The sequence below is a fragment of the Streptomyces actuosus genome (genome assembly GCF_016921115.1).
In the GTDB taxonomy this organism is placed as follows: Bacteria; Actinomycetota; Actinomycetes; order Streptomycetales; family Streptomycetaceae; genus Streptomyces; species Streptomyces actuosus_A.
In genome coordinates this window covers 460,017-476,828 of the sequence record NZ_JAFFZS010000001.1, presented here as the reverse complement: position 1 = coordinate 476,828, position 16,812 = coordinate 460,017, and the positions used below count along the sequence as shown (strand labels likewise).

General features: G+C 71.0%; 8 protein-coding genes. 5 read left to right on the top strand and 3 right to left on the bottom strand.

The genetic code is table 11. The annotated features are described in order from the left end of the window. The first annotated feature begins 20 nt into the window (after positions 1 to 20). The 4 genes from JS756_RS02085 to JS756_RS02070 all read left to right on the top strand — a co-directional run bounded on the left by JS756_RS02085 (position 21) and on the right by JS756_RS02070 (position 11,944). Positions 21 to 1,283, top strand: a complete 1,263-nt coding sequence (locus JS756_RS02085; RefSeq protein ID WP_205381135.1) for a cytochrome P450 family protein — start codon at positions 21 to 23, stop codon at positions 1,281 to 1,283. Continuing rightward, positions 1,280 to 8,467 carry a non-ribosomal peptide synthetase gene (locus tag JS756_RS02080; RefSeq protein ID WP_205381134.1) on the top strand — a complete coding sequence of 2,396 codons (7,188 nt, stop codon included), beginning with the start codon at positions 1,280 to 1,282 and terminating at the stop codon, positions 8,465 to 8,467. The genes JS756_RS02085 and JS756_RS02080 overlap by 4 nt, the downstream gene beginning before the upstream one ends. A 22-nt stretch (positions 8,468 to 8,489) precedes the next feature. Further along, a complete protein-coding gene (locus tag JS756_RS02075; protein ID WP_307790228.1) occupies positions 8,490 to 11,009 on the top strand; it encodes an FAD-dependent monooxygenase in 2,520 nt (839 codons plus the stop codon). A gap of 101 nt (positions 11,010 to 11,110) precedes the next feature. Next, the gene (locus tag JS756_RS02070) at positions 11,111 to 11,944 is read left to right on the top strand and encodes a methyltransferase (protein WP_205381132.1); all 834 of its coding nucleotides are present in this window, start codon (positions 11,111 to 11,113) and stop codon (positions 11,942 to 11,944) included. A gap of 122 nt (positions 11,945 to 12,066) precedes the next feature. On the opposite strand, the gene JS756_RS02065 is transcribed toward JS756_RS02070, so the two are convergent. From JS756_RS02065 to JS756_RS02055, 3 genes are all read right to left on the bottom strand, one after another. Further along, positions 12,067 to 12,285: an acyl carrier protein gene (locus tag JS756_RS02065; protein WP_307790226.1), complete on the bottom strand. Its 219-nt coding sequence runs from the start codon at positions 12,283 to 12,285 to the stop codon at positions 12,067 to 12,069. A gap of 34 nt (positions 12,286 to 12,319) precedes the next feature. Further along, positions 12,320 to 13,366 (bottom strand): beta-ketoacyl-ACP synthase III, encoded by a 1,047-nt coding sequence (locus tag JS756_RS02060; protein WP_205381294.1) that lies wholly within the window; start codon positions 13,364 to 13,366, stop codon positions 12,320 to 12,322. Between the two features lie 171 nt (positions 13,367 to 13,537). Then, entirely contained in the window at positions 13,538 to 14,416 is an 879-nt protein-coding gene (locus JS756_RS02055; protein ID WP_205381130.1) for a transposase domain-containing protein, read from the bottom strand. A gap of 662 nt (positions 14,417 to 15,078) precedes the next feature. Here JS756_RS02055 and JS756_RS02050 point away from each other — a divergent pair. After that, a complete protein-coding gene (locus JS756_RS02050; RefSeq protein ID WP_205381129.1) occupies positions 15,079 to 16,446 on the top strand; it encodes a wax ester/triacylglycerol synthase domain-containing protein in 1,368 nt (455 codons plus the stop codon). Positions 16,447 to 16,812: the final 366 nt, after the last annotated feature.

Sequence of the window (16,812 nt, the reverse complement as noted above, 5' to 3'; positions counted from 1 at the left end):
CGACGCCGAGGTCGTCAGCCATGCCCTCCCCGCCCTTCCGGAACCGCTGCCCCCACCGCCTGGACGGCAGCGCCGCGGACGTCCACGGCGAAGCCGGGGCACTGCGTGCGCTGGGGCCCGCCGCCCGGGTCGAACTGCCCGGGGGTGTACCGGCGTGGTCGGTGACCGACCCGGGCCTCGTCCGGCGATTACTGGTCCACCCCTGGATCTCCAAGGACGCCCACCAGCACTGGCCCGCCTTCGTCAACGGTGACCTTCCCGCCGACTGGCCACTGCGGATCTGGGTAGACATCCGCACCGTACAGACAGCTCACGGGCCCGACCACAGCCGGCTGCGCCATCCCTTGGTGCCCGCGTTCAGCACCCGCCGCGTACGGGCGCTCGCCCCGCGGATCGAGGAGACCGCCGCCACGCTGCTGGACGACCTCGCGCGGGAGGCCGCTCTCGCCCCCGACGGAGTCGTGGACCTGCGGACGTGGTTCGCCACACAGCTGCCGTGGCGGACGGTCACCACGCTGGTCGGGCTACCGGAGGCCATGCACGACGCTTTCCAGGGCGTCAACGACATGGTCTTCACCACCGACCTGAGCCCGGAGCAGGCAAGCGACACCGAGGCGGAGGCCGCGCGGCTCCTAGCGGACCTGATCGTGCTCAAGTCCGATCAGCCCGGCGACGACATCGCCACCGCACTGGTCGACGCACATCGCGAGGGCCTGCTCGACGAGCGGGAGCTGGCCGACAACATCTGGATGGTGCTGGGCGCCGGCTACGGGACCACGGCGAACCTGATCGACCATGCCGTGGTCAACCTGCTCACTCATCCGGATCAACTGGACCTGGCCGTATCGGGCCGGGTCGGCTGGGACCGAGTCGTGGAGGAGACGCTGCGCCACCAGGCCCCGGTGGCCAACTTCATGATGCGCTTCCCCACCGAGGACGTGTACGACGAACCGACAGGGCTGACCTTCGAGCGGGGCGAGGCCCTCGTCGTCAACTATGCCGCAGTCGGACGCGATCCCGCGGTACACGGCTCGCGGGCCGAGGTCTTCGACGTCACCCGTCCCACCGTCCGCGAACACCTGGCCTTCAGCCACGGCCCCACCTACTGCCTGGGAGCCGAACTCGCCCGTCTGGAAGGCCGTATCGCGCTGTCCGCGCTCTTCTCCCGGTTCCCGTCCCTCGAACTCGCCGTCGGCACAGACCGTCTGGCTCCGCTGCCCTCACTCATCTTCAACGGCCACCGGGAGATCCCGGTACGGCTCGAAGGAAACAAGCACAGTTGAGCACCCACCCCGGATCAACGCACCAGCTGACGTCGTACCAGCGAGACGTCTGGTCCATCGGATCCCGTGCGCCACAGTCACCGCAGTTCAACTGCGTGCTCCACGAGCGCCTGCACGGCCGTGTCGACCATCGAAGGCTCGCCGCCTGCGCGGGACTCGTTCTGCACCGCCACGAGACGTTCCGGCTGCGGTTCGCCGACAGTGCCGGCGTTCCCTTCCAATGGGTGGCGCAGGAGACGGTTCCGGTCACCTCGGTCGACTTCTCCCACGCGCCTGAACCGGGCACCGCCTGCGCCGAGTGGATGCGTGCATCGATGGCAGGTGCCCTGCCGCTCGACAGCGGCTCCCTGGTCGAGGCCACGGTGCTCCTGGAAAGCGCGGACGTCACGCACCTGTATGTCAAGGCACACCACATCGTCGCTGACGGCTGGACCCTCGACCAGCTGAGCCACCGGATCCTCCGTGAATACGCCCGGGCGTCGGAGAGCGATCAGCGGAGCATCACCGGCGAGGCTCCCTCCTACCTGGCATTCGTCGAGGAGGACGCGGCCTACCGCACGGGAGCCGACAGCGACCAGGACCGCGCCTTCTACCGGGACTACCTCGCGGACGTGACACCCGCGCTGTTCACCCGTACGACGGGCGGCGGCCCGCGCGAGCGAGGCCGCCACTCGTTCACGATCGACGGCTCCCTGGTCGACCGGGTCCGCGATGCGGGCCACTGGCCCTTCACCTACGTCGCGGCCGTGCTCGGCACCTGCCTGACGCGTCTGCACCGGAGCGAGGAGGTGATCCTCGGCGTCCCCTTCCTGAACCGTCCGACGAAGCGGCACAGGGACGTCCTCGGCCAGTTCGCCAACACCCTTCCGTTGCGGGTCGCGGCGCCGGGCGGGCTGACCGTCCGGGAACTCCTCGCCGAGATCCACGGCGCGACCCGCCGGCTCCGACGCCATGAGCGGCTCGCCCTCGGCGACATCCTGCGCGAGACCTCCCCGGCGGCCGGGACCCCGCGGCAGCTCTTCGACGTGACGCTGTCCTACATGAACTGGTCCCGGCCGGACATTCCGGGAGTCGTCCGGCGCAGCGCCCTGATGGCACGCTCACACGACCAGGAGGCACTGGGCGTCCTGGTCTCCTCCTTCGACGACACCACCGGCATCCGCGTCGACCTGGACTACGCCCGCGACGTCTTCGACGGGGACTTCCCCATCGACGCCGTGGCCGGTCACCTCACGACGCTTCTGGAGCACGGTCTGGACCTGTTGGACCGGCCGCTTCGCGACGTCCCCATGCTGACGCCGGCCGAGTACCAGGACCTCACCGCCGGACGTGCACATGGATCCCGGGTGCCCTACGCGGACCGGGCGACGCTGCACGAGCTGTTCGAGGCCCGGGCCGCCCGCCACCCGGAGCGGACCGCCGTCCTCACGGCGTCCGGCGAGATCCTGACCTACGCCGAGCTCGACGAGCAGGCCAACCGCGCCGCCCGGGCCCTGCGGGCGGAGGGCATCGGCCCGAACGACCGCGTCGCGGTGATGATGGAGCGGGGACCGCGGTTGCTGGTCGCGCTGTTCGGCATCCTGAAGTCCGGCGGCGCCTACGTACCCGTGGACCGCGGCCACCCGGCCGGGCGGGTGGACTTCCTGCTGCGCGACAGCCGCGCCAGGCTGGTGATCGTCGACGACGCCCCCGCCGGCCTCCCGCCGGACGCAACGGTCCGGCACATCGACGGACTGCTGACCGGCAGCGCAGCGCCGGTCGAGCCGGTCGCCACCTCCCGTGATCTCGCCTACGTCATCTACACCTCCGGTTCCACCGGGCAGCCCAAGGGCGTCATGGTCGAGCACCACAGCGTGGTCAACCGCCTCGCGTGGATGCAGCGCCGCCACCCGCTCGGAGAAGGGGATGTGCTCCTGCAGAAGACGCCGGTCTCCTTCGACGTCTCGGTGTGGGAGCTGTTCTGGTGGGCCGTCGAGGGCGCGACCGTGGCCCTGCTGCCGCCAGGCGGCCAGCGGGACCCGAAGGAGGTGCTCCAGGCGATCGGCGAGCACCGGGTCACCGCCGTGCACTTCGTCCCCTCGATGCTCGGCCCGTTCCTCGACCTGCTGGAGGAGTCGGCTCAGGCACGCCGGGGCATCGCCTCCCTGCGGTACGTCTTCTGCAGCGGCGAGGCCCTGTCCGGGCCGCAGGCCGAGCGGTTCATCCGCCTCGCGGACCGGTCCCGCCGTGAGAGCGGCGGTGAACAGCCGACCCGGCTCGTGAACCTGTACGGTCCGACCGAGGCGACGGTCGACGTATCGTCCTACGACTGCCCGCCCGACCCCGCGGGCGCTGTCGCACGGGTTCCCATCGGGCGACCGATCGACAACACCAGCCTGTACGTGCTGGGCGCCGACGACCTGCCGCAGCCCGTCGGCGTCGCCGGTGAGCTGTGCATCGGCGGGGCCGGTGTCGCCCGGGGGTACCTCGGCAGTCCGGAGCTGACCGCCGAGAAGTTCGGCGACGACCCGTTCGTGCCGGGCGGTCGCCTCTACCGCAGCGGGGACCTGACCCGGTGGCTCGCGGACGGCACCCTGGAGTACCTGGGCCGGATCGACGACCAGGTCAAGATCCGCGGCCAACGTGTCGAGCCCGGGGAGGTGGCGGCCGCGCTGCGCGCGGTCCCCGGGGTGCGGGACGCCGTCGTGGTGGGACGTGACACCACCGATCGGGGAACCGCCCTGGCCGGCTACTACGTCGCCGAGACTCCGATCGACACGGCAGTGCTGCGCGAGGCGCTCGGGCGGACCCTGCCGGCGTTCATGGTTCCGGCGTCTTTCACTCGGATCGACGAGGTTCCGCTGTCCCCGAACGGCAAGACCGACCGCCGTGCCCTTCCCCCGCCGGGCGACACCCTGAGGGCGACCGGGGGCGGGCAGCCGCGCAACCGTACCGAGGCGGTCCTCGCCGAGGTCTGGGCCCGTGTCCTCGGCCATGACGCCGTGGGGGTGCACGACGACTACTTCGCCCTCGGCGGTGACTCGATCACCATGCTCAGGGTGCGCGCCGAGGCGGAGGCCAGGGGCCTGCGCTTCTCGCTCACCGATCTCCTGCGCAACCCGACGGTAGCCGGTCTCGGCTCATGTGCCGAGGAGTGCGACACGCCCGACGCCGAGGCCGCCCCGGCCCCTTTCGCCCTCGTGGCCGATGTGGACCGGGCCCGGCTGCGGGACGCCGAGGACGCCTACCCCCTCAACCGGCTCCAGCTCGGCCTGCTCTACCACAGCCGCAGGCACGAATCCTCGGCCACCTACCGGGACGTCTTCCGGTACACCCTGGAAATGCCGTGGAAGGAGAAGGAGTTCCGCCGCGCCTTCGACCGGCTGACGGGACGGCATCCGGCGCTGCGGTCGGCCTTCGACCTGAACGGTGCCGAACCGCTGCAGGTCGTCCGGCCCTACGTGCACGGCGGCCTGGACATCGCCGACCTGCGTCCGCTGGACGACACGGTGGCCGAGGCCGAGGTGTGCGCGCACATCGAGGAACGCCGCCACCATCCGTACGTCTTCGACCGGCCGCCGCTGTACCTGTTCCGCGTCCATGTGCGGCCCAGCGCCGTCGACCTGGTCCTCAGCTTCCATCACGCACTCCTCGACGGCGGCAGTGTTGCCACCCTGCTCAAGGAACTGCTCCAGGACTACGCACACGGCCTCGGGCTGGACACCGATCCCGTCGAGGACGCGGCGCTCGCGTCCCCGGCGGCCCACGTACGACTGGAGCAGGCCGCCCTGCGTTCGCGTGAGGCCCGTCGTTACTGGCACGAAAAGCTGGCCGGCTGCGAGCCCACGCCGATCCAGTCGTTCGCGCCCCACCTGCCCGCCGCCAGCCACCGCCCGGCCTCCCGGAGGGTCGACCTGCCCGCCGCCCTCGTCGAACAGGTACGGCACTTCGCGGCCGAACACACCCTGCCGGTCAAGTCCGTACTCTTCGCGGCGCACGGCCTGACACTGGCCGCGCTCGCCGGCGCCCATGACGTCACCACGGGTCTGATCACCCATGGCAGGCCCGAAGCAGCCGGGGCGGACCGCATCGCCGGGCTCTTCCTGAACACCGTGCCCGTGCGGCTCGACACCGCGCGGGACACGTGGCTGGACGTGGCACGCGAAGCCTTTCACCAGGAGCAGGACGGCCACCCGCACCGCTGCTACCCGCTGAGCGCCATCCACGAGGACCACGGCGGTCCCGTCCTGGACACCGCCTTCAACTACGTGCACTTCCACCAGCTCTCCCGCGTACTCGATCTGCCCGGCCTGCGCCTCGTCGAGTTCCGCACCTGGGAGGAGAACGACTTCCGCCTCCTGGTGAACGTGGTCACGGAACCGGACGGCACCGGAATGTGGCTGCGGGTCGACTGCGACGGAACGACATTCCCGGCCGAGCAGGGCGACCTCTACATGGCCGGCTACCTGAGCATCCTGCGCCGCCTGGTCGAACAACCGGACGAAGCGCCGGACTTCGCGTTCCTGGCCCCCTGCCCCGTCCTCGCGCCACGCGCGCAGCACCCGACGGTCGTCTCCCGCTTCTTCGAACAGGCGGCGCGCACCCCGGACGCGACCGCCGTGGTGATGGGCGAGGAACGGTGGAGCTACGCCCGGCTGGCCGAGGCCGCGGAGAACGTGGTCGGGCGGCTGCACGCGCTGGGGGCCCCGGCCGGCGCCCGCATCGGGATCGCCATGAACCGGTCCCCACTGACCATGGCGGTGCTCCTGGGTGTCATGCGCGCCGGATGCGCGGTCGTCCCGATGGACCTCGGCTACCCCGCTGCCCGGCTGGCCACGATGGTGGAGCAGGCCCGGCCCTTCCGCGTCGTGGCCGAGGCGTCCTACGCCCATCTCGCCGGTGACCCGGCGCTGCTGCTGCCCGCCGAGACGGTGGCCGCGCCCGCACCGAGGTGTCCGGCAGGGGGCGGAACGGACGGGGCGAGCACCGCTTACGTCCTGTTCACCTCGGGCTCCACCGGGAGCCCCAAGGGCGTCGCCATGCCGCACCGCACCCTGGCCGCCCTGGTGGCCTGGCAGGCAGTGGCGCCCAGCGCGGTGCCGGGTGGCGTCACCCTGCAATTCGCCCCGCTGAGCTTCGACATCTCTTTCCAGGAGATCTTCTCCACGCTGTCCTTCGGCGGCACCCTGTGCCTGGCCGGCGACGCACAGCGGCGTGACATGCCCGCACTGCTGCACCTGCTCGACCGTGAACGCGTCGAGCAGGTCTTCCTTCCCCCGGTGGCCCTTCAGCAACTCGCTGAAGCGGCCGGCACGCTGGACATCACACCGCCGGCCCTGCGGGTGGTGATCACCTGTGGCGAGCAGCTGCGTGTCACCCCGGAGATCCGCGCGTTCTGCGCCAAGCTCCCGCACGTCGTCCTGGAGAACCAGTACGGCCCCACCGAGACCCACGTGGTCACCGCCTTCCCCATGACCGGAGACCCCGCGGCCTTCCCCGCGCTGCCGCCGATCGGCCGCGCCGTCGACGGGGCCGAGGTACACGTCCTGGACAAGCGGATGCGCCCGGTGCCGGCCGGTGCGCGGGGCGACATCTACCTGGGCGGCAACTTCCTGGCCGACGGATACGAAGGCCGGCCGGACCTGACCAAGGAGCGTTTCCTCGCGCATCCCTTCGGGGACGGGGACCACCGGCTCTACTACACCGGCGACGTCGGCATGGTGCTTCCGGACGGCGACGTCGTCTTCCTCGGACGTGACGACGCACAGGTCAAGGTACGGGGCTTCCGGGTGGAGCCGGCCGAGGTGGAACTGGCCGTCACCGGCCTGGCACAGAGCTGTCCCGGCGTGCGCGATGCCGCGGTCGTGGCCCGCGAGCGGGCGGACGGCGAGACCTTCCTCGCCGCGTTCCTTCTCGGCGAAGGCACGGACGAGGACCTGGCCGGCATCCGTGAACGACTGCGTGCCACCCTGCCCGCCCACATGGTTCCCTCGCGCTGGCAATGGGTCTCCACGTGGCCCCTGACTCCCAGCGGCAAGCGCGACGACGCCGCACTGCGCCGCGCCCCGCTGACCGCCCCCGGCCGTGCTCCGGAGCGCGGACCGCGTGACGCGTACGAGCGGACACTCGCCGAGATGGTGGCGGACATGCTGGGGCTGGACACCGTGGGGGTGCACGACAGCTTGTTCGACCTCGGTGGCACCTCCCTGACCGCCATGCGGCTGGTGGTCCGGATCGAACAGCGCTACCAGGTGAACATCCCCTTGGCCGAGTTCGTCGCGACGCCCACCCCCGCCGGCATCGCGGCACGGCTGCGCGACGGCGGGGCGCAGGCCGCGTTCGACCCCCTGGTGCCGATCCGTCCGCAGGGCTCCCGCCCGCCGCTGTTCATGGTCCACCCGATGGGCGGCACGGTGCTGTGCTACGTCGCGTTCGCCCGGCACCTCCCGGCCGACCTGCCGCTGTACGCACTCCAGGCCGCCGGAGCCGACCCCGGCACCACGCCGCTGAGCAGCGTGGAGGACCTCGCGGACAGCTACATCGCCGCGCTGCGGACGGTGCGGCCGCACGGCCCGTACACCATCGGCGGATGGTCCTTCGGCGGGTTCGTCGCCTTCGAGATCGCCCGCCGGCTGCGGGCGGAGGGCGAACAGGTGACGCTGCTGGTGGTGGACACCACCGCCCTGGACCAGGGACCGCGCTCCCCTCACGACGACGAGTCCATGCTCGACTGGTTCTTCCACGAACTGCTCCGGCCGCGCGACGGCGGCACGGCACCCGCCCGGACCGTCCCGGGCGGACTCGCGTCGCCGGAGGAGAGGTTCACCCACATGGCCCGCGTCGCGAGCGAGCGGGGCGTCCTGCCGTCCGGCAGCTCCGGGGCCGTCATCCGACGTCTGTTCGATGTCTACCGGGCGAACTGGCGCGCGACACTGGCCTACCGCCCTGCGCGCGAGGACCAGGACCTCACACTGATCCGCGCCGCGGAACCACTGCCCGCCGTCCTGTCCGCCATGCACGGCGCCGCCCGGACCCGTCACCAGGACCCCTGCAACGGATGGAGTGCCATGACCAGCGGGCGGATCCACACGGTCCATGTCCCTGGAGACCACCTGACGATGATGGAACAGCCGCACGTGGCCCAGCTGGCGAGCACAGTCGCCGAACTGACCGACGATTCCGCCCTCAGCGCGCGGGTGGGCTGACGCGATGTCATCGGGACACCCTGTGAAAGCCCTCGTCATCGGCGCCGGTATCGGCGGCTTGACGTGCGCGGTTGCGCTCAGGCGCGTCGGCGTCGATGTCGAGGTGTACGAACGCGCCACCGAGCTGCGTCAGGCCGGCTCGGGCCTGTCGGTCATGAGCAACGCCGTCACCGCCCTCGCCGGCCTCGGTATCGACCTGGGCCTGGACAAGCGCGGTCAGGCCGTGGAGTCGTTCAGGATCATGGACCAGTGCGGACGGCTCATCAGGGACCTGCCGTTCCAGGACGCCTGTGAGCAGGTGGGCGCGCCGAGCTTCTGCCTCAGCCGCACTGATCTCCAGGAGGCCCTGTCGGCGGAGGCCGGCGACTGCCCGGTCCACCTGGGGGCTACCGCAGTCGGCTTGGAGACACAGGGCCCGGGGGTCACCGTCCGCTTCAGGGACGGCCGCTCGGCGAAGGGGGACGTCCTCATCGGTGCCGACGGGTTCAACTCGGCCGTACGGCGCCACCTCGTCGGCCCCGAGCAGCCACAGGACTGTGGCCACCTGTTCCGACTCGGTGTCGTCCCCTTCCGGCACCCGTGCCTCACCAGGGGCGCCGTACGCCACTACTGGGGCCGCGGACAGCGTTTCGGCCTCATCGACATCGGCCACGGCCGGTGCTACTGGTGGGCCGCCATGAGTACCACCTCCGGGTCGCCTGTCCCAAGCCACGTCAAGGAAGCCGTCCGCCAGGCGTACGAGGGGTGGGCCGACGAGGTGCGAGCGGTGATCGACGCCACCCCCGAGGCGGACATCCTCACCGCTCCCTCACGCGACCGGGCCTTCCTGGAACGGTGGGGCGACGGTCCCATCACCCTTCTCGGTGACGCCGCCCATCCCATGCTGACCACGCTCGCCCAAGGGGCCGGCATGGCAATGGAGGACGCCGTCGTGCTGGCCCGGACGCTGACCGAGCCGACGGCCGACGATCCCGTACAGGCCCTGCGTGCATACGAGGAACGGCGCCGCGACCGCACACGGGCGATGGTGGCCGGATCCCGCAGCATGAACAGACTGACCCAGGGTGCCCGCCCGCACCGGCGACTGATCCGCGACACCTATTTCCGGCTGGTGCCCCGCCGCGTCCTCGTCCGGCAGACCGTCCAAGCCCTCGCCTACCCGGACGGGCCGGCCGCCGTACCCGGCAGCGTCCGACGGGACCTGAGCCCCTTGGAACGCCTTTACTGGATCGCCGACCGGACCTCGCCGCTCAACGTCATCGCCCGCGCCCGGGTCCACGGGCGCCTGTCCCCGTCGCTGCACCGCCGCGCCCTGGACATCCTCCAGCTACGGCACCCCCTGCTGCACGTCGCGATCATCGATGACGGCACCGGTGCACATCCCGCCTTCGTCCCCCTGGACGGGCGGCAGATTCCGCTTCGGCACGTCCGTGCGCGACCGGACGATCCCACGGCCGACGCCCGGTGGCAGCACGAGATCGACGGTCGCGAGCTCGCGGAGGGCCTGGACTGGCGCACCGGGCCACTGCTGCGCGCGGTGGTGATCACATCGGGCGGGACGGGGGACGCGGACGGAGGCGACGTCCACGACCTGCTGCTGACGGTCTCGCACGTCATCGCCGACGGCAAGACGTGTCTGTCCCTGGTCCGTGAGTGGATCGAGATCGCGGCACAGCTCGATCGCGGCGCATCGCCGCAGGCCGCTCCACGGCGGGTCCTTCCCGCGACGGACGACCTGCTCCCGCGCCGTCACCGGGGTGCGGCGGGTGTCGCCGCTTTCAGAGCCATGATGCGACGGGAAGAACAGACGTCCCGAAGCCGCCCCGCGCAGCGGGTCGTCCCCAGCGAACCCGTCCCGTTCGAACAGCGGCGTACCCGGATGACATACCGGTCCCTCACCGCCGGCCAGTTGGATCTCCTGGTGCGGACTGCCAAGCGGCAGGGCACCACGGTCCACGGGGCCCTGGCCGCCGCGATCGTGTCGGCGATCGCCCGGGACGAGGGCACCCCGGCCGCCGCACGCTTCTCGATCGGTTCGCCGGTCGATTTCCGCGCCGACCTCGAACCACCCGTCTTCCCCGACGAAGTCGGCACCTACGTGGCCACGGTTCCCTCCCGCGTCCGATACGAGCCGGGCCGACCGTTGTGGCCCATGGCCCGGGCCATCAGCCAGGACCTGGTACGGCGCCGGAAGAGGAAGGAGCACCTGGCCACGATCAGCCTGCCGCGCGTTGCAGGCCCCAGGTCGCTGGCCGACAGCGAGTCGTTCATGCGGTTCATGGACGAGGAAGGGCCGGTCAACCTGTGCCTGTCCAACGTCGGCCGCTACGACTTTCCCGAGCAGACGGGTCCCTGGCGGGTCGACGGCGCCCAGTTCCTCACCGGTGTCTCGGTGATGGGCGCCATCGTGGCGGCGGCGACCACCTGCCACGGCCGGCTCTCATGGAACTTCGGCTATGTCGAGGGCCTGGTTCCGGCGTCGCGCGCACAGCGCATCGCCGACGACTCCGTGCGCATCGTGCTGTCCGCCCTCGCCGAATGACCGGCCGGGCCGGACGCGCGCCGGACGTGGCGGACCCCTCGTGGTTTCCGCTTCTCGGACCCTGTCGGCTGTCTCCCTCCCGTTTGAAAGGTTTCGTTCCGATGACCAGTGCTCCTGACCGCACGCCGAAACGGCGCCGTGTCCTGCCCGCCGGCGAAAACGGCTCGTTGTGGGAGACCCGGCCCTCGTGCGGAATCTTCGAGTTCCGTGGCGTGCGTCTGCGGCTCATGGTGGAGGACCCCGCGGAGATCCTGTTCCCCACCGACTGCGGACTGAGCCTGCTCAGTGCGCTCAACGGCGACGACGCCCCCGTACTGGAGGGTGTCAACGCCCTGGACCTCGGAGCCGGATCCGGCATCTACAGCGTCGCCCTGCTCGCGGCCGGCGCCGAGCGGGTGACCGCTTTGGACGTCAACCCCGCTTCCGTGGCCCAGACCGTTGCCAACGTGACGGCCAACGGGCTCGACGGCACACGGCTGACGTGTGTGACTGCACCGCTGGAGGAGTACACGCCGGATGAGCGGTTCGACCTGGTGATCACGAATCCGCCGCACCTTCCCTACGATCCGACTTATGCCAGAGGGGACGGACTGGAAACGGCCCTCGTCGCCCGGGGAGGCGGCCGAGCCGTGTACGACGCCGTCATCGACCGCGTGGACAGGTTCCTGGCGCCGGGCGGCTCCCTGCTCATGGCGCACTCCTCTCTCGCCGACATCCCGCGGACCGTCGCGGAACTCACCTCGCGTGGCTATGAGACCGAGACGATCGAGATCTTCGAGATGGACATCCCGCTGCTGGCGTACGCCGAGCACATGGAGACCCTGCAGACCCGTCTCAAGGAACTGCGAGCGGCGGGGCGGGCCGAATTCGACGGATCGCGCTTCGCGGTGCACGCCCTGCTGTTCCGGCGCCCACCGGGTCCCGTCAGCCGCTGAGGGCTTCCCGACACCGTCCCGTACCAACGGAACGGGGCGCCCGCCGCATGGCGGACGCCCCAGGCCCGTACCCGGCGGCCTCGACGAAGGCCCACTCGGCTCGGTCCGCTCCCTCACGGACCTCAGATCGACGCGCTCTGCCTTTCCTGCATCAACCGCGCGACGTCGGCAAGCGTGCGCGCCTCCGAGAGTTCATCGAAGCTGATCTTCAGTCCTGACTCCTCTTCCAGTACGAAGGAGAGTTCCACCACGAACAAGGAGTCCAGTCCCAGGGCAGCTGGGGTGGCCGCGGGCGACACCGCCTCGGGCTCGACCCGGAACCTGTCGATCAGGATGCTCACCAAAGTGTCGTACATGCGGTTTCTCCGGGACGGGTCAGGACGAAGATGCGAAGTGTGGCCACACGAAGGTCATGGCACCCCAGGTCAAACCGCCACCGAAGGCCGTGAGCAGGATGCGGTGTCCGGGCTCGAGGCTCCCTGTGCGAGCGGCGTGATCAAGCAAAATCGGAATGGAAGCGGCCGAGGTGTTGCCGACCCGGTCGATATTGGACAGCGTACGGTCGGCCGTGGTGCCCAGCCGCTGCGCGAGCATGGCCAGGATCCGTGCGTTCGCCTGGTGCGCGACGATCCGGTCCACTTCCTGCGGCTTCCACCGCGCGGCGTCCAACGCCTCACGGGAGGCGGAAGCCATGTACTCCACGGCTCGCCAGAACACTTCCCGCCCCTCCAGCCGCAGATACGGGTCCGCCGGAGCACCACCGGCACCGGCTCCAGAGCGTTCCTCGGATCCACCACCGCGTACGGTGATCAGGTCACGGCCACCGCCGTCACTGCCCAGCACGCAGGGCCCAAGGGCGCCGGGGTCCCCGCGGTCGCCCGAACGCAGGACGACGGCACCGGCCCCGTCACCGAAGAGCATGCTGGTGGGGTCGTCCGGTGCGACGCTCAGCGACAGCGTGTCGGTACCGATGACCAGGGCGCTGTCGACCGTGCCCGCGGCGATCAGGCCCTGCGCAACCCCTAGCGCGTAGACGAAGCCGGCGCACACGGCCTGGACGTCGAGCGCGGTCACCCCGGTCATTCCCAGGCGTGAGGCGACGCTCGGGGCGGTGCCGGGGCACGGTCTGTCGGGTGATGTCGTGGCGACGACCACGGCTCCGACATCGCTGAGCGCCGACCGGGCCAGTGCCTCGCGGCCGGCAGCGACCGCCAGATCCCCGCTGGTGGTACCCGGCTCCACGACGTGCCGGTACCGGATGCCGGAACGTTGGAAGATCCATTCCGGCGACCGGCCCAGGCGCTCCGCCAGTTCCTGATTCTCCACTCGGCGTGGCGGCAAACAGGATCCGACTCCCCTCAGGACGGACGCCGGGGAACCTTGACCCGGCCATGACGTTACATGTGTACGCAAATCCCCCATAGCGTGTAGTCGTATCACGCCGAAGAGCCTGGTGGTCGGAACGGCCCGCGGTTCCAGACGACAAAGCGCCATCGACTGCTGACCGTGGCGATGTTCGTGACGATGCCGGTGGCGGGCCTCACCCACCTCCTCATGAGGTTGTCAAGCCGCTGCTGTGCAACAGACTGAAAGTCATACCCGGCGTCTCTGGATCTCCAAGACCATAGGACCGGCCTTGATCGACCCATCAACAACGTAGGACCGACTGAAGGTGTGGAAGCCGACCCCCGCCGGACCGATCCGGGCCAGGTGGGAGCCGTCGCCCAGGTGCCGGAAGGGGGTGGGTATCCGGCGGGCGGAGGAGCGCACCAGGAACTGCGCGCCGGTGGCGTGAACATCCCGGGCGAACCCGGCTCCGTCGAAGCCGGTATCGGCCAGCAGGGGCATCGTGCGGTCCAGGACACTCAACAGGCGGCCTGCGTAGGTGAGTTCGCCGTCACTCTCCGGGCCGAAGTCGGCGGCCAGGACGGCACGGGTGCCACACTCGACCAGGACCACGAGTCGCAGCAGCGGGTAACCGAACTCCACACGCTCGCCCACCCGCTTGGCGTAGCGCCAGGTGAGCGCCTCCTCGTCGGGCACGTGCAGCAAGGTGCCGTCCACGGCCACGGTCCGAAGCCCTCGAGAGAACGAACCCATCTGCCCGAGGTGGGCGACGGGTCCGGCGAGGATCTCGAACGGCCGCCGCAGCGGTGCCGCTCCTATGCGCCGTCGGGCCCGGGACCGTGAGGAGACCGCCGGACGCACCAGCGGCAGCCCTTCCAGCCCCGCCGTCGCCTTGCCCCACACACCCCGATAGGAACAGTTCTCGAACAGAGCCAGCGCGAGGACGAAACAGACCATGACCCGGGACGGCAGCAGCCGCAGCCGCGGCTCGAGTGTCCCGGTCTCCTCCAGCACCGCGTCCACCGGCGCGAAGTCCACGATCTGGGTCAACTCGCCCAGGTGGCCGGGCGCGTACACACCCCCGGCCGCCTCGACTGTGCGCGTAATGACAGACTTCTCCTGCAACGGGGCTCCCGGACTCGATGATCACCTTGCTCGACACAAGCTGATCTGCCAGGAGCCCCGTTCCTGCTGCTCAGGCAGGGGTTGCGAACGACTCAAGATCCCTAATGCAACGGTGTTGACTTCAGGTCCAACAGGACGTCGGCGTCGGGGGCGACCGGACCGTGCGTCAGCGGAAGGTGCTGCGCGCCAGGAGGGGGCCGTGAACCACACCGGCACGATGGTGCAACGGCAACGTGTACGCGCCCTGCAGGCACTGCGCGAAACCTGACCGGGACCTCGCCCCGCACACCCTGCCGCGTCCGAGGGCCTCATGAGCCGGTCCAGGGTTCCGGGGGAGCGGAGGCGGCCGCCCCGCGCCGGCGAAGGCGAAGGGGCCGTGATCGAGTTGGCCCCCGGCGCGTGAAGGAGGAGGCTGGTTGTGGACCTTCCGCACGCACCCGAACGTGCGCGACAGCCCGGCGGGCCGCATACCGGTCGGGACAGGAGCAGTCTCACGTGAGCGATCACCACTCACGGGCCGCCCCGTCCGTCTGCGACTTGCTGGGCGTTCGTGTGGTGGTTGCCGACATGCCCCTGCGGCCGACCGGCGCCCTCACGATGCTCCGCAGGAGCTTCGTTCCCGCCCGGCCCCGGAGCCGGGGTATCCACGAAGGAGAGCCCCGATGGGCGGCGCGCTCACTGCCACCCCGGAACCGATGACGCTGGAGGACGCACAGGTCCTGGCGCTGGAATCCGGGCCGATCCGAGGTCACACCCTCAAAGTCCTCCTGATCCGGGACGCACCGGGCCGCTCGCTCCTCCCCGCTCTGCGGGACAGGGTCGGATCCGGCCTGGAGAGCCTGCCGCGCTGGCGGCAGCACCTGGTGTCCTCCCCCGGGTCTCCGGCCGGTCTGGCCTGGCAGGGCGAAGCGCGGTTCCGCATCGACCGGCATGTGCGCGAGGTGGGCGGCGGCAGCCCGGTGGATGAGGCCGGTCTGCGCCGGATCGTGGCCGCCGTCATGACCGAAGCCCTGGACCGGTCCGAACCCCTGTGGACCCTCGACGTCGTGCCCCGCCTGGCCGACGGACGATGGGCGCTGATCTGGAAGGTGCACCACTGCCTGGCGGATGGCGTCACGACGATGCACGCGGGAAGCCGCCTGATCTGGACATCGGACCCGCCCGAGGCGCCGCAGTCCGCCGTCCGAGGCGCACCCGAAGCACCCCTGCCCGGGGGCGCGGAACCGGGCCGGCGGTCCGCGCCGGGCCTGCCCGCGCAGGTACGGGCAGGTGCCCGCCTCGCCCGGGCGGTGGGGTACCGAGGGCTGCTGCTGCGCGAGTTCGGGCCGCTGGGCCGGCTGTCTCCGTTGGCTGCACCCGTGGGTGGCCGACGTGTCGTCGCGTTCGCCCGCTGCGAACTCGCCGATCTCCACCGCATCGGCCGGGCTGTCGCGCCGCACGCCACCGTCAACGACGTGCTGCTCGCCGCCGTTGCCGGTGCGCTGCGGACCTGGCTGCTCACGTGCGCCCCCGGCGCGGCGATCAAGGCCGAGGTCCCGGTGAGCATGCACCGTGGTCCGGTCACTGCCGAAGCGGCCGGGAACCGGGACTCCTTCCTGCTGGTGAGCCTGCCCGTCGCGGAGCCCGATCCGCTCACCCGCCTGCACGCGGTGTCCGCCGCGACCGGCCTGCGCAAGAACCGGCACGATGCACGGGCGGTCTACGCGCTCGGGCGAGCCGCCGCCCGGACGCCGTCGCCGGTGCGCCGGATGGTTCAGCACCTGGTGCACAGTCCCCACGAGTACTCGCTGAACGTGTCCAACGTGCCGGGCCCGTCCGTGCCGGTGCACGTGCTGGGCCGCCGGGTGGACAGCCTCTGCTCGATCGCGGAGATCGCGCCGCGGCACGCCTTGAGGGTCGCCGCCGTCTCGCTCACCGGCACGCTCTTCACCGGGCTGTGTGCCGATCCGGGAGCCGTCTCCGATGTCGATGCGTTCGCGCGGGACATCGAACTCGAGGTCGGGACCCTGCTCGCGAGGACGGGGGCGTGAAGGACCTCGGAAGGCTGCGGCAGCGAGCGGGAATCCGCGCCACCGTACGCCGCCGGCTCCGGGACGGGGCCGGCGGCAGGGCCGTGACCTCGCCGAGTGCGATGGCGATCATGCGGTTCTCCGGCCATAGCAGCGCAGATCCGTGACCGCTCCCTGACGCCTGCGGTTCCCCCGCGCCGGAGCCCGTCGCTGTGCAGCTCAGCCGGTCGCGGCGTGCCCGTACACCCGCCGGATCGACGCCGGCAGGTGTGGCCGGCGCTCCGCGCGGCCATCGGTCCGGTCCGGGCGTTCCCTTCCACCCGTCGGCTCCGGAGAGGAGCGCGGTGCCGCAGCGCACCTGGTGGACCGAGCGGAGGCGGGGGCGGC

Bases quoted from the DNA above. Each gene is read 5' to 3' on its own strand.
- JS756_RS02085 (WP_205381135.1), top strand. From the start codon at position 21: ATGCCCTCCCCGCCCTTCCGGAACCGCTGCCCCCACCGCCTGGACGGC.
- JS756_RS02070 (WP_205381132.1), top strand. From the start codon at position 11,111: ATGACCAGTGCTCCTGACCGCACGCCGAAACGGCGCCGTGTCCTGCCC.
- JS756_RS02060 (WP_205381294.1), bottom strand. From the start codon at position 13,366: ATGGGGGATTTGCGTACACATGTAACGTCATGGCCGGGTCAAGGTTCC.
- JS756_RS02050 (WP_205381129.1), top strand. From the start codon at position 15,079: ATGGGCGGCGCGCTCACTGCCACCCCGGAACCGATGACGCTGGAGGAC.